The following is a 21,066-nucleotide window of genomic DNA, read 5'->3' as shown; positions in this document are numbered from 1 at the left end:
TACAATCTCATCTTTTTTTCTTCCCTCTGGGACCTTTTAGGGTTTTTAGAGGTGCCCTTAACTTTGTTTTTCATCTATTGTGCCTAACAGCATAGCAATTTTTTTTGTTTTTGGGTTTGATTCAAGTGCCAATTTTAAAGTCATACTAATTGGAACAGCTAAAAACATACCAACTGAACCCAAAACCCAGCCCCAAAACAATAAAGATATAAAAATCACTAAAACACTAAGTCCTAAACCTTTTCCTAAAAATTTAGGCTCTATTATATTTCCCATCAAAACATTTACACCAAGATAAAGCAATACTACCCAAAAAACAGAGTTTAAATCAAGCCCAACTAAAGCCACTAATATAGCAGGAATTGCAGCCAGGATTGAGCCAATAGCAGGGATGAAATTTAGCAAAAATGCAATAACACCAAGTAAAAGTGCAAAATCCACACCAATGATGCTAAGCCCTAAGCTTATACACGCTCCTGTTATCAAACTTACGATACTTTTTATAGCAAGATAACTATTTAATTTCTCACTAAATTCATCAAATGGATTCTTGCTTGAATTTTCTTTGTCTGTTAGTAAATATATCTTTGTTTTTAAACTTGAAGATTCAAAAAGCATAAAAGTTACGCCTAAAAAAATCAAAAATGATTTTGAAAGAACCGCACTAAAAGATTTTAAAAAACCTCCTGCGAAGTTTAAAGCACCACTTGGATTAAACATAGTTTCTAAATCACTCTTTGAAACAATAATCCCAAATTTTTCTAAAACATCTTTTAAAGAGCCAATAAGACTAATGATTTTTGAGCTGTATACTGGAGTATTAGCTAAAAAACTATCAAGCGAAGTTGAGAGGATATATACAAACCCTAAAAGTATAAAAACTACAAAAGATAGTACTATAAAAAAGGCAACAATCTTTGGTATCCCAAATTTTTCTAACTTAAAAATTGCAGGAGCTGAAATAGTTGCTATAAAAACAGATAAAAGGATTGGCACAACTATACTAGAGGCTGCTTTTATACCAGCAATGACAATAACAAATGCAGCAAAGCCTACTAAAAATCTATAAACATTAAATTTTTCATTTTGCATTATATAGCCACTCGCTTAAATCTTTTATAACCAAACCTAATGCTTTTTGATAAGCTTTTATAACTGCTTTCGTATTTTTTTCTTTCACTTCAATCTTATGCTCAATCAACTTAGAATCTATTAACTTAGCATTTTTCCTAGAAACAAGCCTAAATCTAATCTTTACATGTACAAATGATTTTTCTTTTACATATAACTCTTCAAAATTTTCAATAATACTTTCTAAAAATAGATTTGCTACTACAAAGGATGAGCTTGAGACAACTGAAGAAAATATATGCTGATTTTCAAGTGCCTCAGTCAAGATTTGTTGTAATCTAACAGATGGAATTTCACTCCATCTTGCATACTTATACGGTTTTATAGCTGAGTTTTGTTTATAAAATAAAAATCTACTATTAGCAACCCTATCACCCTCACATCTTTGTACTCTTAAAACTCTTTTATCATTTTTTGGTTCTATATATTGATTTGTGCTAACTTCTAACTTATACTCAACTGGTCTTGTTTGAACCTCTTTTAAACTACATCCTGTTAAAACCAAAACTAATACAATCAGCCAAGAAAATCTCATTTTTCTACCTTTTCATTTGGAGCTTCGCTTATCTCACTCTTTTTCCATAAGATATCACTTGGACTATCTTTTAGATTTTCAACCAAAGAATTTACCTCGTTTATAAGAGTTCTTAAATCTTCTAAATCTCTTTGAACTGGAAGAAGATTTTCTCTTATGATGATATCTAAATCCAAACTTCCATCATTTAGCTTTTTATTTAAACTATTCATCACTCTTGAAGTAGTATCAGATGCCCCACTCATCTTAGCAAGAGTTTTATCACCTGATACCGACCAAATTTCAGCCATTTTTGAAATTTTATCAAATGCCTCAGTAGCTGATTGTTCAGTTTTTTTCATACCAATTAAAACATCTTTTAAATCTTTTTCTTGTTTATTTATCATATTTAAAGTTTTATTGAGAGAATTTGTAGCATCTGCAAAATTTTGTAAAATCAATTCAATATTTTTTATGTTTTTATCACTCATCACACGCTGTGTTTTATCCAAAATCTTTTGAGTTTTTTCTCCTATTTCACTTATACTTTCATCTACTCTTTTTAACATTGAAGATTTTGTATAAATGACACCTAGTTTACCCTCTTTTGTTTTTAAAAAAGGTGCATTATTACTTCCTCCAGTAAGCTCTACATAACTAAGCCCTGTAATACCTTGTAAACTAATAAGTGCATAAGTATCTTCTTTTATAGGAGTTCCCTCTTTTACTTGTATCAAGATAACTACATCTTCAGAATTTTCTTTGCTTATGTATATGTCTTTAACTTCTCCAACACTAACTCCTCTTAATTTCACAGGGGCTTTTAGATTTAAGCCTGAAACACTATCTTTTGTGATAACTTTGTAGTAAGTATATGCTTCATTATGAGCGTATTTTCCAAGCCAAAGTATAAAACCAGCGGTAGAGAGTCCAAGAACAAAAACAAAAATTCCAACTATTATGTAACTAACTCTATTTTCCATTTAATCTTCCCAAAACTCTCTTAAACTTTCATCTTGACTTTTTTTCAACTCACTAAATGTACCTTCAAACTTGATTTTTTTATCTCCTAAGATAATAAATCTATCTAAACTTGATTTAATCGTCTCTTTATCGTGAGTTACCATAACTACTGTAATGCCCAAAGTATCTCTTAGTGCAACTATAAGTTCATCAAAATCTCTAGCACTTTTTGGATCAAGTCCACTTGTTGGCTCATCTAAAAATAAAATCTTTGGATCTCTAATCAAAGCTCTTGCCAAACCAACTCTTTTTTTCATCCCTCCACTTAACTCACTAGGATACAAATAAGCACTTTTGCTAGGAAGTCCAACCATACTTAGTTTAGTCAAAGCTGATTTTAATATCATATCATTTGTTAAGTTTGTATACTCTTTAAGTGCTATTGAAATATTTTCAATCACATTAAGTGAACTAAACAATGCTCCAAATTGAAACAAAACTCCCCAATTACTCATTAAATCATGCTTTTGGCTGTCACTTAAATTTTTTAAATTTTTACCAAGTACTTCATACTCTCCACTTTGATATTCTCCAAGAAGGATTATCTCTCGCAAAATCGTAGTTTTACCGCTTCCACTGCCTCCTAAGATACCAAATATCTCTCCCTCATTTACCTCAAAACTTATTTTATCGTGAATTACATTTGAATCAAACTTAGTGACTATCTCTTTTGCTTTTATGATACTCAAAGTCCAATCTCCGTTAAAAGTACTGAAATCAATGCATCCATGGCAATCACCCAAAAGATAGCATTAACAACGCTTATGGTTGTGTATTTGCCAACGCTTTGAGTACTTCCGCTTATCTGAAATCCTCTAAAACACCCGATAGATGCTACAATCAAACCAAATATAGGAGCTTTTACAAGCCCAATAATCACATGTTTTATTTCAACACTCTCTTGCATACGAGCTAAAAACTCTTCAAAACCAATTCCTAGTTTTGCTGAAGCTACGACCATACCTCCTGAGATTGAAACAATATCTGCAAAAAATACAAGTAAAGGAAGAGAAAGCATAAGAGCAAAAACTCTTGGAATAATCAAAAAATTCCAAACAGAAAATCCCATCGTTTTCATAGCATCAATCTCTTCAGTTATCTTCATAACTCCAATTTCAGCACTAAATGAACTTGCACTTCGTCCTGCAATGACAATGGCTGTTAAAAGTGGGGCTAACTCTCTTGCAACTGAGATTGCTACCATTTCAACAATAAAAATATTTGCACCAAACTTTTCAAGCTGAACTGCACCTTGAAAAGCGATTACAACACCAATCAAAAAAGATGTTAAAAATATAATCGGAATTGCTCTTAATCCACTATTTTCTATGTGAAAAAATGTAGCTTTAAAACGAATCTTATGAGGAATTAGTAGGAGTTTTAAAATAGCTGAGCTCATACCTCCGACAAAAGAAAAAAAGTTAATAAGCGTAGAAAAAGAGTTTAGTGTAGTCTTTCCAATACTGTAAAAAAATTCGCTAAAAGTTTCTTTTGGAGGAGAAATTACAATCTGTTTTGGAAAATTCTTTTTGCAAACTCCAAAAAGTTTTAAAAATTTATCACTTCCACCTTTTGTTTTTACTTCACATCCTCTTGTTTCTAATTTATTCATCCAATCAAGCAGTAACACGATACCATTTGTATCAAACGAATTTATATCATTAAAATCAAAAATAATTGTTTTGTTTTTATGGGTATTATTGATGGTTTTATAGATTTTATTTACATGTAACAAAGTCCAATCACCTTTACATGTATAAGTAATCAAGTCATCGTTGTTAATAGTTTGTGAAAAAAAAGGCGTATGACTCATAATAAACCCTAAATGAATATCCAATTTTGCTTATTATATCACACATTTGTAAGAAGGTAGCTAAAAAAAGGAGGAGAAGCGCTTGGCGAAACCTCTCCTGATTTTTATTAATTATTTTGAAGACATATGAAATTTGCTTATTGAAAGTATAAGATAACAGGGTAAACGATTGGTTAACTTGTTTTCATAACTATATCAAATCGCAAATTTTTGTTTTTAACTGTTGCAATTCATCAGGTGAAAGTTTAGTGATAACACCTTTATCTAGTTGTATTTTTTTAAAATCAAGCGTGCAAAGCCAGTTAGCCACTATAAAACTCTTTTCTTTCAGATTATCTCTTGGTACTATATAGTCACCCCTGAAAAACCAAATAAATCCCTAAATTTAGGGGTATAAAAGCACTTTTATCCTATAATTTCGACCAATAAAGTTTAAAATATAACCCAATTTCCTGTCGAAACGGACTAAAAAAGATGCTTAAAACTCCTCTTAAAAAACAACAACCCAATCTCTTTTATCCTCCACTCTCTCAAATGCTTGATATGAACGATCCCTTGATCGCATTGGCAGATACGATTGACTGGAAAATATTTGAAGAGAGTTTCGAGAAATATTATTCAAAAGATGGCAGACCTGCCAAGCCGATACGCTTAATGGTAGGGATACTTCTTCTAAAACAGCTGAAAAATCTTAGCGATGAAGAGATAGTAGTGCAGTGGAAACAGAATCCATACTTTCAATACTTCTGTGGCTTTGATGAACTGCAAATAAAAGAGCCCTGTCATCCTACAGATCTGGTTTACTTTCGTAAGCGTATTGGAGTAGAGGGAATGCAGTTGATATTTGCCATGAGTGTCAATCTTCTCGGTGATGCAAAAGAGGAGAAACAGGTTATTGTTGATACAACAGTACAAGAGAACAATATCACATATCCTACCGATGGAAAACTTGCCATTAAAATCATCAATCATCTTCATAAAATTGCCAAAGCAGAAAAAATACAACTACGTCGTACCTACATGAAAGAGATCAAGGGGCATCGTATATCGTTAAGATTTTTCAGACATCCAAGGAAAATAAAAAAAGCAAGAAGTGCAATGAAACGATTAACAACTATTGCAAAAACACTTATCAGAGATTTTAGATAGAAATTTCAATGATGCACAACACCAAAAATATGCAGTGGCACTCTACCTCTACATGAGAGTATTGCTTCAAGAGAAAAACTCCAAACATAAGATCTACTCACTCCATGAACCACATGTTTATGCAGTTGGCAAAGGTAAAGATCACAAGAGATGGGAATATGGCACCAAAGCCTCTCTTGTCATAACAAAAAAGAGTGGCGTCATTATCGGTGTCGCAGCACATGAGAAAAACGAGCATGATTCAAAAACATTAGAAGTCGCACTTACATCAGCACTCTCAAACAGAGATAAACCGATCAAAGAAGCAATCTGTGATAGAGGTTATCAAGGAAAGAAAGAGGTGCTCGGTATAGAAGTCTCCATCCCCTCTAAAGTACGCAAACGAGATACCAAATACCAAAGAGAAATAAAACGAGAAAAGTTTAGAAGACGTGCCGCAATAGAACCTGTTATAGGACATATCAAGTCTGATCACAGAATGGAAAGGAACTATCTCAAAGGATTTATCGGAGATGAAATGAATCTTCTGCTTGCAGCCAGCGCTTTTAATCTCAAGAAATGGATAAATAACTTCATCCGGCTTATTATTTTACTGAGAATAGCGATGATAATTTATGCTATCCAACAAGAGAAGCCCCAAGAGAGACAAAAATATTTGCAGATTTTTTTGTTGGTTCTAAAATTGTGGTAAACTTGAAATATTAGAATTTGCAAGTCTGCTGGATTTTTGGTTTTTCAGGACTGACTATATAACCTAAATTGCTAGTGTACTGCTTAATATTTGGTTGCAATAAAATTTTATGGTATAATTTACCATAAAAAAATAAGGATAAAATAGATGGTAAAACAGGAAAAATTAACTATAATATTGCCTCACGATTTAAAAACGGAAATTGTTGAGCTTAAAAAAAAATTTAAAACCTCTATAAACTCAATAGTAAATAAAGCTATTGAAGAATATGTTAAAAAAAATGAGGTAGATAGATGGATAAAAGGTGCAGAAAAAGCTGCAAAAAATAGTGATTATAAAAACGAGGCATTAAATATGGATGTAGGGGATGATTTTTATGAACATTAAACAGGGTGAAGTATGGCTGGTAAATTTTGATCCAAGTGTTGGCTCTGAAATTCAAAAGAAAAGACCATGTATCGTTGTAAATGATGATAGAGTAGGAAGGTTTGGTATCAAAATAGTTGTGCCAATAACTACCTGGAAGGATTATTATGTTGATTATCTATGGATTGTTAAAATACCACTTAATGGAGATACAGGCTTAACAAAAACATCAGGAGCTGAATGTTTTCAAATAAAAAGTTTTTCAGAAAAAAGATTTATTAAAAAAATAGGAGTTATTTCTACAAATCTTACAAAAGAGATACACTCTACTATATTAAAAACACTCAATCCATACTATGGATTAGAAAACTAGGCATTGAGTTTAAGGTTTTCCCCTCTTACTTCTGATTTTTTTATGATACTTTAACTGGCTAAAAGCTAAAATTCAATAACTAACTTTATGCAAAGTTATTACTTAAAAGGAATGTACTTATGAAAAATTTATTTCGATATTTAGTAGTTTTGATTTTTGCTACAACTCTGTTACAAGCAAACAAACCTACTTTGGTGGTTTATACTTATGATTCTTTTACTGCTTCTTGGGGTGCTGGGCCTAAAGTGAAAGAGGCTTTTGAGAAAGAGTGTGGGTGTAATCTAAAGTTTGTTGCAACTCCAAGTGCGATTGGAACTTTGCGAAAAATTCAGCTAGAAGGTAAGAATACAAAAGCTGATGTACTCTTAGGGCTAGATACAAGCTCTGCTGGAATTGCTAGAAAGACTGGATTGTTTGTAGAACACGGCATTGATACTTCAAATCTTGATTTGCCTGTAAAATGGAGCGATAAAGTATTTTTGCCATATGATTATGGTTATTTTGCTTTTGTGTATGATTCAAATAAAACAAAAAAAATTCCTAATTCTTTTGATGAACTTGTAAATATGCCAAAAGATTTTAAAATCATCATACAAGACCCAAGAAGCTCAACTCCAGGCTTGGGACTTATGCTTTGGATAAAAAAAGTATATGGCAACAAAGCAAATCAATATTGGAAAAAACTTGCTCCTCATATCTTAACAATTACAAAAGGTTGGAGTGAGGCTTACGGATTATTTTTAAAAGGCGAAGCAGATATGGTGCTTTCTTATACTACATCTCCTGCTTATCACATCATAGCTGAGAAAAAAACAAACTACAAAACGGCAAATTTCAAAGAGGGACACTACGGACAAATAGAAGTTTTAGCGATACTAAAATCTTCTAAAAACAAAGAATTAGCTAAAAAGTTTTTACAATTTACACAAAGCGAAACTTTTGCAAATATTATCCCAACAACAAATTGGCTTTATCCGGTAGTTAAAACAAAAAAAGGTTTACCACAAGGATTTAAAGAGCTTCAAATTCCAGCAAAAATGCTTTTGATTGATGATGAAACTTTAGAAAAAAATAGAAAAACTTGGTTAAATGAGTGGTTAAATTCAATTCCAAGATGACAAAAACAACTTTGGGGCTTCGATTTGGAAGCCTCATTTCATTTTTGATTCTTCTTTTAGCATTTAGTCTTTTATATCAACTTTTTAATTTTGAAGGTATTGATGATTTTTTTCCAATCCCCCCTAGAATTTTATCGCTTTTAAAATTTACTCTATTTCAAGCTTTTTTATCCACTATGATATCAATTGTTTTAGGAACTCTTCTAGCTTGGTCTTTAGTCCATCAAAATAATTTTACAGGAAGGCAAACTCTAATAGCTCTGCTTTCTTCATCGCTTGTTCTTCCAACTTTAGTAGTTGTCTTTGGACTTATATCGATACTTGGACAAAATGGCTGGATAAACAGAGCCTTAATGTATCTATTTGATATAAATCTTGGAAGTTATGTTTACGGATTAAGTGGCATTTTAATTGCTCATGTTTATCTAAATGCCTCATTTGCAACAAGAGCGATTCTTCACTCCTTAGAATCAATTCCAAAAGAGAGATATAAACTTGCAAAAAGTTTGAATTTTTCTTTGTTTAAAAGATTTTTACTCGTTGAATTCCCAGCTATAAAGTTAACTTTACAAAGTATTTCTATTACAATATTTTTACTATGTTTTAGTTCTTTTGCAATTGTCTTAACACTTGGGGGAAGTCCAGCTTATAACACACTTGAAGTTGCAATCTATGAAGCTGTTAGACTTGATTTTGACATACCTATGGCTTTAAAATTAGCCCTGATTCAATTGAGCATAACAACTATCTTAGTATTAATTTCTTCAAAGATAAAAGTTTCAAGTTCAAACATAAAAGCAAACAACTTTACAATAAAAGAAACAAAAAAAACTAAGATTTTTCAAGTATTTGTTATTTTTATCTGTTCATTTTTATTTATCTTACCTTTGATTTCGATTTTCATAGATGGTTACGAAGCAAATTTTTCAAAACTTTTTTCAAATCCTATTTTTATAAAGTCTTTTTTCACAAGCCTTTACATTGCTTTTATTTCGGCTATTTTAACTCTTACATGTAGTATTTTTATTAGTGAAGTAAAAAGGACTATACAAGTTAGAATAAGAGCATCTTTTTTAACAAATATTGCAAATATACTTATCTCTCTTTCAACAAATGTTTACTTAGCAATCCCATCTTTGATAATCGGACTTGGATTTTTTCTTTTATCACTAAAGATACAAATCCCAAATCTAGCAATAATTGCCATAATTTGTGCAAATATTTTAATGTCACTTCCTTTTTCTATGTCAGTAATCTATCCTGCAATGCAAAAAGTTGCACAAAGATATGATAAACTATCACTCTCATTGGGACTTAGCGGGCTTAAAAGATGGTATTTTTGTGAGTTTGGCTACATAAAAACTCCAGCAATTTATGTGTTTGCTCTTAGTTTTTGTTTATCGCTTGGAGATTTAGGAGTTATTGCACTTTTTGGAAGTGATGAAGTTACAACTCTTCCTTGGTATTTGTATCAATTAATTGGTTCATACCAAAGTAAAGATGGTGCTGGAGTTGCACTTATGTTGTTAGTTTTAGTACTTGGTGTATTTATATTTCTACCTAAACTACTAGAGAGGAAATCAGATGCTTAAAATCACAAAATTAAAATACTCATACAAAGAAAAATCCCAAAAATATGATTATGATTTTTCTTTACATGTAAACAAAGGTGAGATAGTTGGGATTATCGGCAAAAGTGGTAGTGGCAAATCTACTTTGCTAGATTTAATCGCTGGCTTTTTAACTCCGATAAGTGGAGAGATAAAATTTAAAAACCAAGATATAACAACACTAGAAGTTGAGAAAAGACCTCTTACAATTCTTTTTCAAAATTACAATATTTTTGAGCATTTAACAGTTTTACAAAATGTTTTATTAGGAATCAAAAACTCTTTTACATATTCAAATGAAGAAAAAAACAGAGCAAAAGAGATTTTAAAAGAGCTTGGGCTTGAAGGATTTGAAGATAAAAAAGCAAGCAAGCTTTCAGGAGGAGAAGCTCAAAGAGTAGCACTAGCTAGATCGCTTCTTAGAAGTCAGCCTATACTTCTTTTGGATGAGCCATTTTCTGCGCTTGATTACCAAACAAAAGAAAAAATTTTGGAGTTGGTAAAAAGAATAGCTCTAAAAAATGGGCTTTATGTTTTGATGGTTACTCACGATTTAAATGATTGTAAAAAAATCGCAAATAGAGTTTATGAAGTAAAAGATGGTAAAACTGTAGCTATATGATAAAACGACTAAAAAATCAAGGACTATCACACAGCACTTACATCTACAAAAACTATATCATAAAAAAAATTTCATCTTTACATGTAGAAAAAGAGTTTACAAACTCCATACTAGCATACAAAAAAGGAGTTGGAGCAAAGCCAATATTTTTTGATAAAAAAAGAGACATTATGTGTTTTGGGCTATATGAGGGTATTCACAAAACAAAATTAAAAAGAATTGACATCGTTAATCTAGCAAAAACTCTAAAAATATTACACTCTATAAAAGATAGCAAAAAGCGTGTTTTTTGTCATAAAGATTTAAATCCACAAAATATAATATTTGGTAAAAAAATCAAATTTATTGATTGGGAATATGCAAGTTTTGATGATTGTTATTTTGATTTGGCTTGTTTGATAATAGAATTTAACTTAAGCAAAAAAGAAGAAAAAATACTTTTGAAAAGTTATTTTAAAAACAAATTTCAAATAAATTATAAGAAGGTACTTTTTTTTAAAAAAAAGTATCTTCTTTTATGTATAAGCTGGTTTAAACAAAGAGATTATTTAAACCAAAAAGTAAAATTCCAAAGAAAATTATCTAAACTCAACTACTTCTTCAAAAGGTAGTCTTTGTTGAGCTGGTTGTTCATTTAGTCTATAACCAAATGGCAATACCATTGCAACTTGGTATTTTTTAGTATCAAGCTCTAATAATTTTTCAAGATTTTCTTTCTCAAAACCTTCGATAGGACAAGAATCTATACCAATAAATGCAGCAGCACTCATCATATTGCCAGCTGCAATATAGCACTGTCTAGCTGTCCAAGCCAATATGTTTTCATCACTACTTAGAGTATTGGCCAAATGTTTTGCATATAAATCAAGATAAAAATCTCTTTTTTCTTTAGGCATTTCTCGTCTAGCAAATCTTTTTTCAGGAACTCCTGAGCTTGGTTTTACATCTTCAATTCTTGCTAGTATGATAACTAAATCGCTACATGTAGTAATTTGAGGTTGATCCCAACAAAATGGTTTTATTTTTTCTTTTAATTCAAGATTTTGTACCACTAAAAATTTCCAAGGCTCCATTCCAAAAGAAGATGGTGATTTTTTTCCAACTTCTAGTATATAATGCAAGTCTTCTTTGCTTATTTTTTTATTTTCATCAAATATTTTACAAGCATGTCTAAAATCCATAGCCTTTAAAAAATCATTTTTCATATATTTCTCCTAATTAATTTTTTAAAATTATAATTGTTTTTTACTTAATTTACTCTTACTTTACTTTAGGTAAGTAAGAGTAAATTATATAAGTTATGATATAATACAAATCAACAGATAAGAAGGATAGAAATGTATATTATAAACAACAAAGAATATGTGTGTTCAGTTGCGGTTACTCTTGATATATTTAATGACAGATGGAAACTTTCAATCATTTGGTATCTCTTAAGTGGAGAAAAAAGATTTAAAGATTTACATGAACTCATAAGCGAAATAACACAAAAAACTTTGAGCATAAAACTAAAAGAGCTAGAAGAAAAAAAAATAATCCACAGAGAAGTATACGCCGAAGTTCCACCTAAAGTTGTTTACTCTTTAACTCCTATCGGACAAAAACTTAGGCCTGTTCTTGAAGGGATGTATGATTGGGGAATTGAGTATGTAAAAGAACATGGTCAAGTTTGTACACAAAAATGATAAGAATATATTTTTTAATAACGCTTTGCGTACTTTTTTGGTCAGGCAATTTTATCATAGGAAGATATGTACACGAAGAAATTGAGCCTATGCAACTAGCCTTTTTTAGGTGGCTTGGAGCCGCTATTTTAATGCTTCCAATTTTTATAAAAAGCTATAACAATATATTTCAAACTATAAAATCAAACTTTATTATGATTAACTTTTTAGCACTATTAGGAATCACTCTTTTTAACACACTTTTATATGTCGGTTTACAAAGCACAACAGCTACAAATGCTCTTTTGATAAACTCTTTTGTTCCTATTTTGATACTAATTTTTTCATATTTTATTTTAAAAATTTCCATAAATCAAAGACAACTTATAGGCATACTTTTATCTACTTTTGGAGTTATTTTTTTAGTACTAAAAGGAGATTTTTCAAATCTTTTACATGTAAAGTTCAATAGTGGCGATTTTTGGGTGATAAGCTCATCTGTTACTTGGGCTGCATACTCCGTATTTGTAAAGTTTAAACCAAAAAATTTAAGTGATTTTGAGTTTTTTACGACTATTGTTTACATAGGTCTTTTTTGGCTATTTTTAGCTTATACTTTTTTTGGATATTCTATAAAAGAAGATTTGCACTTAGTTATCAAGTTTTATCCAGCATTTTTATATGTTTCTTTGTTTACTTCAGTTTTATCTTACTACTTTTGGCACCAAGGCATACACCATATAGGAGCAAATAAAACTGGGCAATTTACTCATCTGATGCCATTTTTTGGAGCAATACTAGCTTATATATTTTTAGGTGAGAGATTGTACATGTATCATATAATCGGGGCTTTTTTGATAGGAAGCGGGATTTATCTTTCATTGTTTGTAAAAAAGGAAATTCAAAATGCAAAGTGATAAACAAGTAGTTTTTAGATACCACGAAGAAACTAAACATACTCCATATAGATATGCAAAATCACTAGGATATTTAGATTGGGACAATCAGCCAAACCCATTTAGACAGTACGATACGGCACAAAAGATTGAGCTTATAAACTCTTTTAAAAATCAAACACCACCTTATCACGAAATATTTGATAAAAAGCAAGATATACCTTTATCTATGGCTTCAATATCTCAATTTTTGCAATTTTCTTTTGGAATTTCATCGATAAAATCAAATGGAGTAAATAAGTGGGCCCTTAGATGCAATGCATCAAGTGGAAATCTTCATCCAACTGAAGCATATGTAATTTTGCCACCTATTGAAAATATATCAAAAAAAAGTAGTGTTGCTCACTATAACTCTTTGCATCACTCTTTAGAAATCCTTTGTCATATGGATTTTTCATGGGATAAGTTTCCAAAAGATTCATTTTTTTTGCTCATAAGTTCGATTGATTATAGAGAGATTTGGAAGTATGGAGAAAGAGCTTTTAGATATGTAAATTTAGATGCTGGTCATGCTCTAAGAAGCGCACAAATCAGTGCTAAAACTTTGGGCTGGAATTATGAAATAATCTCTTGCATAGAAGAGAAAAAATTAAGCCAACATTTTGGGTTTGATAAAAACCCTATAAAAGCAGAAGAAGAACATGCTGATATACTTCTTTTAGTAAGTAAAAACGATATAAAAAAACCTCTACATGTAGAGTTTGATTTTACTTGTGATAAACTACCAAACAAGCTTGCTAGCAACCATCAAAACTGGCCTATAATCAAAGAGGTAAGAAAAGCTACTGTTCTACAAAACAAAGCCTTTGCTCATCCGTTTGAATTCGAAAAAATAAAAAGAGAAAAAACAAAAGAGGCAAAAGAGGTAATACTAAAAAGAAGAAGTGCTCAGCACATGGATAAATCAAATACAAAAATAGAGCTAGAAGATTTTTTGGCACTGCTAAAAAGCACTAAAGAGCATTTTTATAAGGATGAGAGTTTTCTTAATCTAGCTTTATTTGTTCATGATGTAAAAGGCTTACAAAGTGGGCTTTACATGTACATAAGAGTAAATAGATACTTAAAAGAGTTAAAAGAAGTCTGCAAAAATGAATTTTTATGGGAAATGGTTGCTGATGATTTGTATCTACTCAAAAGTGGAGATTTTAGAAGCATTGCAAAACAAATCTCTTGTTCACAAGACATAGCAAGTGATGACTCTTTTTCTTTAGGCATGATAGCTCCTTTTAGCCAAGAGATAATAAGTCAAGGAACTCACAGATACAAAGAACTTCATTGGGAGTGTGGAGCTATAGGCCAGCAACTTTATCTAGAAGCAACATCACTGGATTTGAGTGCAACTGGCATTGGTTGTTTTTTGGATGATTTATTTCACAAACTTTTAGGTTTTCAATCAAATCAATTTCAATCACTCTACCACTTTACAATTGGAAAAGCATTAAGAGATAATCGCATTTTAGATATAAATATTTTTGATGACTAGTAGACAATAAATAATTTGAACTATTAAGAAAATTAAAAAGGTACTATCAAGTACCTTTTTGTTTCAAAATCCCATTGGCAGCTCTGATACCTGATGCCCAAGCAGCAGTAATTCCTCTACTAGTTCCTGCGCCATCTCCAATGATGTAGTATCCATCTTTGACCATAAAATATTTATCAATAAACTCTGGCTTATTTGAGTAAGTTTTTATCTCTGGATAATAAAGTATCGTTGAGGGATGTAAAACTCCGGGGATTATTGTATCAAGCATTTTTAGAGCTTTCCAAATATCTCTTAGAATTTTAGCTGGCATACTAAGAGATAAATCAGCAGCAACTGCACTTTTTAGTGTTGGTTTAAAATCATATAAGTCACTATTGAAAGTCTCTTTTTTGCTTCGACTTCCCATCCTAAAATCTCCAACTCTTTGCATGATGACTGAGCCACCACTAAGTTGCATAACCATTTCACCCAAAATCTTTCCAAACTGTTGTCCACTAACAACAGGTTCTGTTAGTCTTATCGTTTTTAAAAGAGCAAAGTTTACAAGATGGTTTGGTTCGTTATCGCTGGATAAAGAGTGCCCATTTACAGAGTAATAACCTTTATATTTTTCTCTAACGATGTGAGCACACCCTGAGTTAGTACAAAATGTCCTTACTTTATTTGGAAGTAAAATCTTTGGATCATAATAATCCTTAACAATAGAGTAGTTCTCCTCTTTCATCTCTACTCTAACACCAATATCTACTATATTATCGCTATATTTAACTCCAAGAGTGTCCATCTGGTCTTGAAGCCAGTCATAATCAGCTCTACCTGGTGCTAATATGATGTGCTTAAATTCTATAACTCTTCCATCACTTAGTACTATCTCTTTTTTATCTTTTTCAAGCCTGCTAACTTCTGTTTTTAAAGCTATATCTACATGTAAAGCCCTTAGTTCTTCTAAAAGGCCATTTATAAGCGCTGAAGATTTATCTGTTCCTACATGAGCTTGATCAATCGCTAAGATATTTACTCCTATTTTTTTAGCTCTTTTTACATACTTATCTATACTCAATCTTGTTTTATGTGTTGGCTTTAGATGAGCTTCTACCTCTTTTAAAAGTTCATTTGCCTCATCTTCTTCCCAATGCTCAAAGGGAAAACCAACAGGATAAGTATAGTTTTGTTTACAATCATTTCTAAGACCACCTGAGCTAATTCTTTTTTTCTCTATCAATAAAACAGAATTATCAGAATTTTCAGCCACCTTAAAAGCCGCACCCAAACCAGCTGGACCCGAGCCAACTATGATAACATCATAATAAGAATTGATACTTTGTTCTTTCATAAAAAAATATACCCTTAATTAAACTGATATTTGATTTTTTCCATTTTCTTTGGAAATATATAATTTGTTATCAACCTCTTTTATTAATTTTTCTTCATCTAAATCTTTATCATCATTTACTTCAACAATACCTATGCTAAGAGTAGAGTTGAAATTTATCTCTTCATTAAATTTATACTTTGCTTCTGCAAATTCGTATAAAATCTTTTTACCGACTTTTTGTGCATTTTTCAGGTTTGCATCTTCTAAAATGATAGCAAATTCATCACCACCAATTCTAAATCCAAGATCAGATGCTCTTATGTTTTTCTTGATAATTTTACCAAGATTTTCTATGACTTTATCCCCACTATAATGCCCATATCTATCATTTATATTTTTAAAATCATCAATATCTAGATAAATAATAGAAAATATCCTATCAGGATTTCTTTTTAAAAAAGCAATTTTCTTTTTTAAAAGCTCTTTAAAAATCTCTTTTCTAAACAAGCCAGTCATTGGATCTGTTTTCATGTGATCAATAACTTGACTTGCGTACTCAACAGTTAAAGCATTATTTAAAATAAGAGTTAGTTTATATATGTTTAAAAGTGATGAGTAAAGAGGTAAAATCTCCAAGTACTCTTCTCTATACAAAAAGAAAAATAAATTTTGAGCATCAATAAATATACGATTTTCTATCTCAAGATACATCTCTTTTCTCTCAGGAGAGATATTATCTGATAAATTTATCCAATCTGTAAACAAAGCTGAGTTAGCATCTATCTCAAAATCTTCACTTTTTTCAATGGCATTTAAAAGATTTTTAAGCCACTCAATTTTTTTAAAGATTACTTGCTTTGGAAGATAGTCATCATCACTTTTTTCAAGTGTTTGATTAAAAAATAGATCAATATCTTTTTGGTCTTGTTGAATCATACGGTTTAAGTAACCCTTTGCAGTATATGATTTCATGATTTTAAAATAGTAAAGTATCTCTTCCATCAAATCATTTGAATTAGAGATATCATAGGAGTGCATCAAAAAATGCTCTTCTAGTATATCTGCTCCCTTGATAAAATCAATATACGGAATTCGTATATCATAATGATACTCTCCAAGTTTTACATAAACCTTTTTTAAAGTAGACTTATCCATATGCAAAGAAGCTCTAAAATACTCTTTTTGCTTTTGTATGAGAGCATCTACTTGTGCTTGAGAATCAAAAAAAACTCCCAACCTCGTATCGCTTAACATAGTTTCGTAAAACTCTTTGAAAGCCTCTTCTATATCTTTTTCTAGCATATCTATATATTTAAACAATCTCATAATCCTATCCACTTAATTAGTAGCAAACATTATATCACTTTTTTGTAGATTTGCTTATAATAAATCAATTTAATTAGATTTTTAAAATTTGATATAATAAACAAAAAAGGAAATCCATGCTGTTTGAAAACTTTACTACAAAAGATATAACTTTAAAAAATCGTTTGGTTATGAGTCCTATGTGCATGTATAGTGCTAAAGAAGATGGCATATTAACACCTTGGCATTTAAATCACTACGAAACAAGGGCTGCTGGACAAATTGGTATGATTATGACTGAAGCAACTGCAGTATCTACTGAAGGTAGAATAAGCAATAACGACCTTGGTTTATGGTATGATGAACAAATCTACATGTATAAAAAATTGTCAGATAAAATCCATGCTCATGGTGCTAAAATAGCAGTACAATTAGCTCATGCTGGAAGAAAATCTGAAGCAAAAGACACACCAATTGCTCCAAGTCCAATTGCTTTTAAAGAAGATTTTAGAGTACCTAACAAAATGAGCCAAAGCGACATCGATAAAGTCAAAAATGATTTCTTAGAAGCAACAAAAAGAGCGATAAAAGCTGACATTGACATCATAGAAATACACGCAGCACATGGCTACTTAATCAACCAATTTTTATCTCCAATCTCAAATAAGAGAGACGATATTTACGGAGGAAATTTTGAAAATAGAAATAGACTTTTAAAAGAAATCGTAAGTGACATAAGAGATATATTTGAGGGACCACTTTTTGTAAGAATTTCGGCAGATGAAACACTAAAAGAGGGCAACCACATATCCCAAAGCATAAAAACAGCAAAAATGTTAAAAAGCCTTGGAGTTGACCTTGTAGATGTTAGCTCAGGTGGAGTAGCTCCAATTGCTCCAAAATTTTATCCTGGATATCAAAGCTTATATGCAAAAGAGATAAAACAAAAAGCAGAGATAAAAACTGGCACAGTAGGACTCATACAAGATGCAAATTTCGCTCAATTTTTACTAGAAGAAAAGTTTGCTGATTTAATCTTTTTAGGAAGAGCCCTACTAAAAGAGCCATACTGGGCAATCAATGAAGCAAATAAAAAAGGTATAAAACTATACCCTAAAGCTTACGAAAGAGCTTATTTGTAATCTAAAGAAATAAGATGGCATTTTTACCATTTGTTTTTATTTGATACAAGGCATCATCTGCATTTTTTAAAAGAGTATTTAAATCGTTTTTATACATAGATATACCAAAACTTGCAGTGATGTGCTTGTCTAATTTAAAATCATAATTTGAGATATAATCTTTCAATTTTTTAGATATTTCAAATAAATCTTCTTTACTGCACTGAGGAACTATGATAAGAAATTCTTCTCCTCCCCATCTGCCAAGGGTATCAGTTTTGCGAACATTTTCTTTTAAAATCCATGCTATCTCTTTTAAAACTCTATCTCCTACTAAGTGTCCATAAGTATCATTTATATATTTAAAATTATCAATATCTACAATTATAACCCCAAAGCTTTGCTTATATCTATCACATCTTCTTTCTTCTTCTTCAAGCACAATATCAAGTTTATGCCTGTTATAAATACCAGTTAACTTATCTGTGATATACAACCTCTCAAGCTCTTCATTCTTTTTAGATAGCTTTTTTAATAAATTCAAAATCGATACTTTTGCAGACTCAAAACTCTTACCAAGTGAACTAAGCTCATCATTACCAGACCAAAAATATTGTTTATCTAATCTATTATTTTGAAAATCCAAAGCTTGATTGTTAAGCACCATTATAGGACGCAATATTTTATACTGTAAGATACTATACATAGTTATCATTAGGATTAAAGATGAAAAAAGCAAAATATTGAAAATTATACTATTTGCACTTTCTAACTCTTTTTGTATTTTTGCATCATTAAAAGTTATCTCTACCCATCCAATCTTTTTAGAGTTATCATAAATAGTTTCACGATTTTTAAATAAATTTCCTTTTGCTCTATTTGGTATATAGATATTTATAAAATCAATATCTAAAAGCTCATCATATATTAGAATTTTTACGATTTTTTTATCGTTTTTTGTAATCTCAAGAGCTTTTGAACCCTCACTTGGAGAAAATTTCTTGATAGGCTCCACCATATATCTAGCGATATTTTTAGTAATTTCTTCTCTTTCTTCTTTGAAAGATTTGTACAATGCCTCGCTATTTTGCTTTTCAATATACATTTTAGCAAAAAGAAATGAACCAAAAACACTAACAAATACAGCAAGTAAAATGTAAGTGCTTAATGATAAAGAAAATTTATTCTTCAAAACAATTTTTTCCCCTCATATATACATCCTTGAGAGATAGTATAGTATGGTAAATCAATATTTTTTAAAATTATATCTGATTTTATTTGATTCAATTCATTTCTTAATTCTTTTGATATTAAGTTTTCGTTGTATTCATCAAATGCCAATTCTACACCTTCTTCTTGAAGCCCCATCTTTTGTATTTGGTCTCCCCAAACATTAGCTTTTGCAGCCATAAGCTCTCTATAGATAGCATTATCTATTCTAACCATAGTAGATGTAAGAACACTGCCGGCAAACAGATAATTTTGATTAGAATCAACTCCAATCCCATATACATTATGATCATGCGCAGCTTTTAGTATATCAACACTTCTATCTCCAGCTGGTGCAAATATGACATCTGCGCCATTTTTTATCATTTGTGCAGTAATTTCGTACTGATTGATTGATTTAATCCATTCTGCAAAAGTATGACCAAGATACTTATAATCAACCACTACATTTTTATCTGCATACTTTGCACCTTTTATGTAACCACAAAGAAAATTTTGAATAACAGGTATATCAGCTCCACCAACAAAACCTATTTTTTTAGTTTTGCTTTTTTTAGCTGCCAAATATCCAGCTAAAAACGAACTCTCTTGATTTGAAAAAGACAGGTAGCGAGCATTTGGCATGTCAGTGTAGCCACTAAGAACAATGAATCTAGTTTTTGGATGATTTCCCAAGATTTTTCTAACTGTATTTTCTGTATATTTTGTAGCACTTAATATAATAGGATTGTGCCCTTTAGCTACTAATTCATCAATAAGTTTGATTGACTTATTAGCATCTGGTTCATTTACTATCTTAACTTTAATATTCGTTTTTTTCTCAAATTTTTTAACACCATTGTATATAGTTTCATTCCAGCCTTTATCAAAAATCACTGAACCATCATACATAACAACAGGCTTTATTTCATTTGAAAACAAATATACTGACACTATTACTAAAAGAAAAACTTTTTTTAACAAAATAAACCCTATATTTTAGATTTAAAGGATAAATTACAATCCAATAGAACAAGTAATTATACTCTTTAAAGATTCTAAAAATACTTAAAAAAGATATAAAATTATAAGGAAATATAATTGATTATTAAAATGGGGGGGGGATTAAAGCCCATAAAACAGGGTAAAAAATGGTGCGGATGAAAGGACTTGAACCTTCACGCATTGCTGCACTAGATCCTAAGTCTAGCGTGTCTACCAATTCCACCACATCCGCACCTAACAATAAAAAGTGGTACTCCCTACACGATTCGAACGTGTGACCTACGCCTTAGAAGGGCGTTGCTCTATCCAGCTGAGCTAAGGAAGCATATAAAAAATGGTGCGCCCGACAGGAGTCGAACCTACAACCTACGGATCCGAAGTCCGTTGCTCTATCCAATTGAGCTACGGGCGCTGACCCGCGAAATCATGGGGTGAATGATGGGGTTCGAACCCACGACCCTCGGAACCACAATCCGATGCTCTAACCAGCTGAGCTACACTCACCATAATAAATGGTCGGGGCGAAAGGATTCGAACCTTCGGCCCCCTGGTCCCAAACCAGGTGCGCTAACCAGACTGCGCTACGCCCCGA

At 31.2% G+C, this 21,066-nt stretch carries 22 protein-coding genes and 5 tRNA genes; 12 read left to right on the top strand and 15 right to left on the bottom strand.

Annotation, left to right across the window (positions count from 1 at the left end; all coding sequences use genetic code 11):
• Positions 1 to 57 precede the first annotated feature (57 nt).
• The 5 genes from ACKGJI_RS00755 to ACKGJI_RS00735 are packed head-to-tail and all read right to left on the bottom strand — an operon-like array spanning position 58 to position 4,481.
• Positions 58 to 1,092 carry an AI-2E family transporter gene (locus tag ACKGJI_RS00755; RefSeq protein ID WP_458700661.1) on the bottom strand — a complete coding sequence of 345 codons (1,035 nt, stop codon included), beginning with the start codon at positions 1,090 to 1,092 and terminating at the stop codon, positions 58 to 60.
• Entirely contained in the window at positions 1,082 to 1,666 is a 585-nt protein-coding gene (locus ACKGJI_RS00750; protein WP_458700660.1) for an ABC-type transport auxiliary lipoprotein family protein, read from the bottom strand. The genes ACKGJI_RS00755 and ACKGJI_RS00750 overlap by 11 nt, the downstream gene beginning before the upstream one ends.
• On the bottom strand, positions 1,663 to 2,628 hold the full coding sequence (locus ACKGJI_RS00745) for an MlaD family protein (protein ID WP_458700659.1): 966 nt from the start codon (positions 2,626 to 2,628) through the stop codon (positions 1,663 to 1,665). The genes ACKGJI_RS00750 and ACKGJI_RS00745 overlap by 4 nt, the downstream gene beginning before the upstream one ends.
• Positions 2,629 to 3,357 (bottom strand): ABC transporter ATP-binding protein, encoded by a 729-nt coding sequence (locus tag ACKGJI_RS00740; RefSeq protein ID WP_458700658.1) that lies wholly within the window; start codon positions 3,355 to 3,357, stop codon positions 2,629 to 2,631.
• A complete protein-coding gene (locus ACKGJI_RS00735; RefSeq protein WP_458700657.1) occupies positions 3,354 to 4,481 on the bottom strand; it encodes an ABC transporter permease in 1,128 nt (375 codons plus the stop codon). Before ACKGJI_RS00735 ends, ACKGJI_RS00740 begins: the two co-directional genes overlap by 4 nt.
• 474 nt (positions 4,482 to 4,955) lie before the next feature.
• Here ACKGJI_RS00735 and ACKGJI_RS00730 point away from each other — a divergent pair, with 474 nt between their 5' ends.
• From ACKGJI_RS00730 to ACKGJI_RS00695, 8 genes are all read left to right on the top strand, one after another.
• Positions 4,956 to 5,630 (top strand): transposase, encoded by a 675-nt coding sequence (locus ACKGJI_RS00730; RefSeq protein WP_458700656.1) that lies wholly within the window; start codon positions 4,956 to 4,958, stop codon positions 5,628 to 5,630.
• Positions 5,599 to 6,321, top strand: a complete 723-nt coding sequence (locus ACKGJI_RS00725) for a transposase (RefSeq protein ID WP_458700654.1) — start codon at positions 5,599 to 5,601, stop codon at positions 6,319 to 6,321. The genes ACKGJI_RS00730 and ACKGJI_RS00725 overlap by 32 nt, the downstream gene beginning before the upstream one ends.
• 147 nt (positions 6,322 to 6,468) lie before the next feature.
• On the top strand, positions 6,469 to 6,708 hold the full coding sequence (locus tag ACKGJI_RS00720) for a hypothetical protein (protein ID WP_458700653.1): 240 nt from the start codon (positions 6,469 to 6,471) through the stop codon (positions 6,706 to 6,708).
• On the top strand, positions 6,698 to 7,060 hold the full coding sequence (locus ACKGJI_RS00715) for a type II toxin-antitoxin system PemK/MazF family toxin (RefSeq protein ID WP_458700652.1): 363 nt from the start codon (positions 6,698 to 6,700) through the stop codon (positions 7,058 to 7,060). Before ACKGJI_RS00720 ends, ACKGJI_RS00715 begins: the two co-directional genes overlap by 11 nt.
• Positions 7,061 to 7,179: 119 nt before the next feature.
• Positions 7,180 to 8,178 carry a thiamine ABC transporter substrate binding subunit gene (thiB, locus tag ACKGJI_RS00710; protein WP_458700651.1) on the top strand — a complete coding sequence of 333 codons (999 nt, stop codon included), beginning with the start codon at positions 7,180 to 7,182 and terminating at the stop codon, positions 8,176 to 8,178.
• The gene (locus ACKGJI_RS00705; protein WP_458700650.1) at positions 8,154 to 9,770 is read left to right on the top strand and encodes an ABC transporter permease subunit; all 1,617 of its coding nucleotides are present in this window, start codon (positions 8,154 to 8,156) and stop codon (positions 9,768 to 9,770) included. Before thiB ends, ACKGJI_RS00705 begins: the two co-directional genes overlap by 25 nt.
• Entirely contained in the window at positions 9,763 to 10,410 is a 648-nt protein-coding gene (locus tag ACKGJI_RS00700) for a thiamine ABC transporter ATP-binding protein (RefSeq protein WP_458700649.1), read from the top strand. Before ACKGJI_RS00705 ends, ACKGJI_RS00700 begins: the two co-directional genes overlap by 8 nt.
• Complete coding sequence (locus ACKGJI_RS00695) at positions 10,407 to 11,021, top strand: choline/ethanolamine kinase family protein (protein ID WP_458700648.1); 615 nt, start codon at positions 10,407 to 10,409, stop codon at positions 11,019 to 11,021. Before ACKGJI_RS00700 ends, ACKGJI_RS00695 begins: the two co-directional genes overlap by 4 nt.
• Here ACKGJI_RS00695 and ACKGJI_RS00690 read toward each other — a convergent pair.
• Positions 10,989 to 11,615, bottom strand: a complete 627-nt coding sequence (locus tag ACKGJI_RS00690; protein WP_458700647.1) for an NAD(P)H-dependent oxidoreductase — start codon at positions 11,613 to 11,615, stop codon at positions 10,989 to 10,991. The two genes, ACKGJI_RS00695 and ACKGJI_RS00690, sit on opposite strands and share 33 nt — an antisense overlap.
• Positions 11,616 to 11,747: 132 nt before the next feature.
• On the opposite strand from ACKGJI_RS00690, the gene ACKGJI_RS00685 reads away from it, so the two are divergent.
• Genes ACKGJI_RS00685 through ACKGJI_RS00675 form a run of 3 tightly spaced genes read left to right on the top strand, consistent with a single transcriptional unit; the run spans position 11,748 to position 14,516 of the window.
• On the top strand, positions 11,748 to 12,095 hold the full coding sequence (locus ACKGJI_RS00685; protein ID WP_458700646.1) for a winged helix-turn-helix transcriptional regulator: 348 nt from the start codon (positions 11,748 to 11,750) through the stop codon (positions 12,093 to 12,095).
• The gene (locus ACKGJI_RS00680) at positions 12,092 to 12,991 is read left to right on the top strand and encodes a DMT family transporter (RefSeq protein ID WP_458700645.1); all 900 of its coding nucleotides are present in this window, start codon (positions 12,092 to 12,094) and stop codon (positions 12,989 to 12,991) included. The genes ACKGJI_RS00685 and ACKGJI_RS00680 overlap by 4 nt, the downstream gene beginning before the upstream one ends.
• Positions 12,981 to 14,516, top strand: coding sequence for a SagB/ThcOx family dehydrogenase (locus ACKGJI_RS00675; RefSeq protein ID WP_458700644.1), 1,536 nt, complete (start codon positions 12,981 to 12,983; stop codon positions 14,514 to 14,516). The genes ACKGJI_RS00680 and ACKGJI_RS00675 overlap by 11 nt, the downstream gene beginning before the upstream one ends.
• Before the next feature lie 46 nt (positions 14,517 to 14,562).
• Here ACKGJI_RS00675 and ACKGJI_RS00670 read toward each other — a convergent pair whose 3' ends face one another.
• Positions 14,563 to 15,852 carry an NAD(P)/FAD-dependent oxidoreductase gene (locus ACKGJI_RS00670; RefSeq protein ID WP_458700643.1) on the bottom strand — a complete coding sequence of 430 codons (1,290 nt, stop codon included), beginning with the start codon at positions 15,850 to 15,852 and terminating at the stop codon, positions 14,563 to 14,565.
• An 18-nt stretch (positions 15,853 to 15,870) separates the two neighbouring features.
• Complete coding sequence (locus ACKGJI_RS00665) at positions 15,871 to 17,154, bottom strand: GGDEF domain-containing protein (RefSeq protein ID WP_458700642.1); 1,284 nt, start codon at positions 17,152 to 17,154, stop codon at positions 15,871 to 15,873.
• Positions 17,155 to 17,276: 122 nt separating this feature from the next.
• Here ACKGJI_RS00665 and namA point away from each other — a divergent pair, with 122 nt between their 5' ends.
• Positions 17,277 to 18,281 carry an NADPH dehydrogenase NamA gene (gene namA, locus ACKGJI_RS00660; RefSeq protein WP_458700641.1) on the top strand — a complete coding sequence of 335 codons (1,005 nt, stop codon included), beginning with the start codon at positions 17,277 to 17,279 and terminating at the stop codon, positions 18,279 to 18,281.
• Position 18,282: 1 nt separating this feature from the next.
• Here the strand turns inward: namA and ACKGJI_RS00655 are convergent, their stop codons facing one another.
• The 7 genes from ACKGJI_RS00655 to ACKGJI_RS00625 form a co-directional block, all read right to left on the bottom strand.
• Positions 18,283 to 19,452 carry a sensor domain-containing diguanylate cyclase gene (locus ACKGJI_RS00655; protein ID WP_458700640.1) on the bottom strand — a complete coding sequence of 390 codons (1,170 nt, stop codon included), beginning with the start codon at positions 19,450 to 19,452 and terminating at the stop codon, positions 18,283 to 18,285.
• Positions 19,449 to 20,453 (bottom strand): BMP family ABC transporter substrate-binding protein, encoded by a 1,005-nt coding sequence (locus tag ACKGJI_RS00650; protein WP_458700639.1) that lies wholly within the window; start codon positions 20,451 to 20,453, stop codon positions 19,449 to 19,451. Before ACKGJI_RS00650 ends, ACKGJI_RS00655 begins: the two co-directional genes overlap by 4 nt.
• A 168-nt stretch (positions 20,454 to 20,621) precedes the next feature.
• Positions 20,622 to 20,706, bottom strand: a tRNA-Leu gene (locus ACKGJI_RS00645).
• A 16-nt stretch (positions 20,707 to 20,722) separates the two neighbouring features.
• Positions 20,723 to 20,799: transfer RNA gene (locus ACKGJI_RS00640), tRNA-Arg, on the bottom strand.
• A gap of 10 nt (positions 20,800 to 20,809) precedes the next feature.
• Positions 20,810 to 20,886, bottom strand: a tRNA-Arg gene (locus ACKGJI_RS00635).
• Positions 20,887 to 20,901: 15 nt separating this feature from the next.
• Positions 20,902 to 20,978: transfer RNA gene (locus ACKGJI_RS00630), tRNA-His, on the bottom strand.
• 9 nt (positions 20,979 to 20,987) lie between these two features.
• Positions 20,988 to 21,065, bottom strand: a tRNA-Pro gene (locus tag ACKGJI_RS00625).
• Position 21,066: the final 1 nt, after the last annotated feature.

Source organism: Sulfurospirillum sp. 1307 (genome assembly GCF_054408545.1).
The sequence above is the reverse complement of the archived record's forward strand: the minus strand, read 5'-3'. Positions and strand labels throughout refer to the sequence as shown.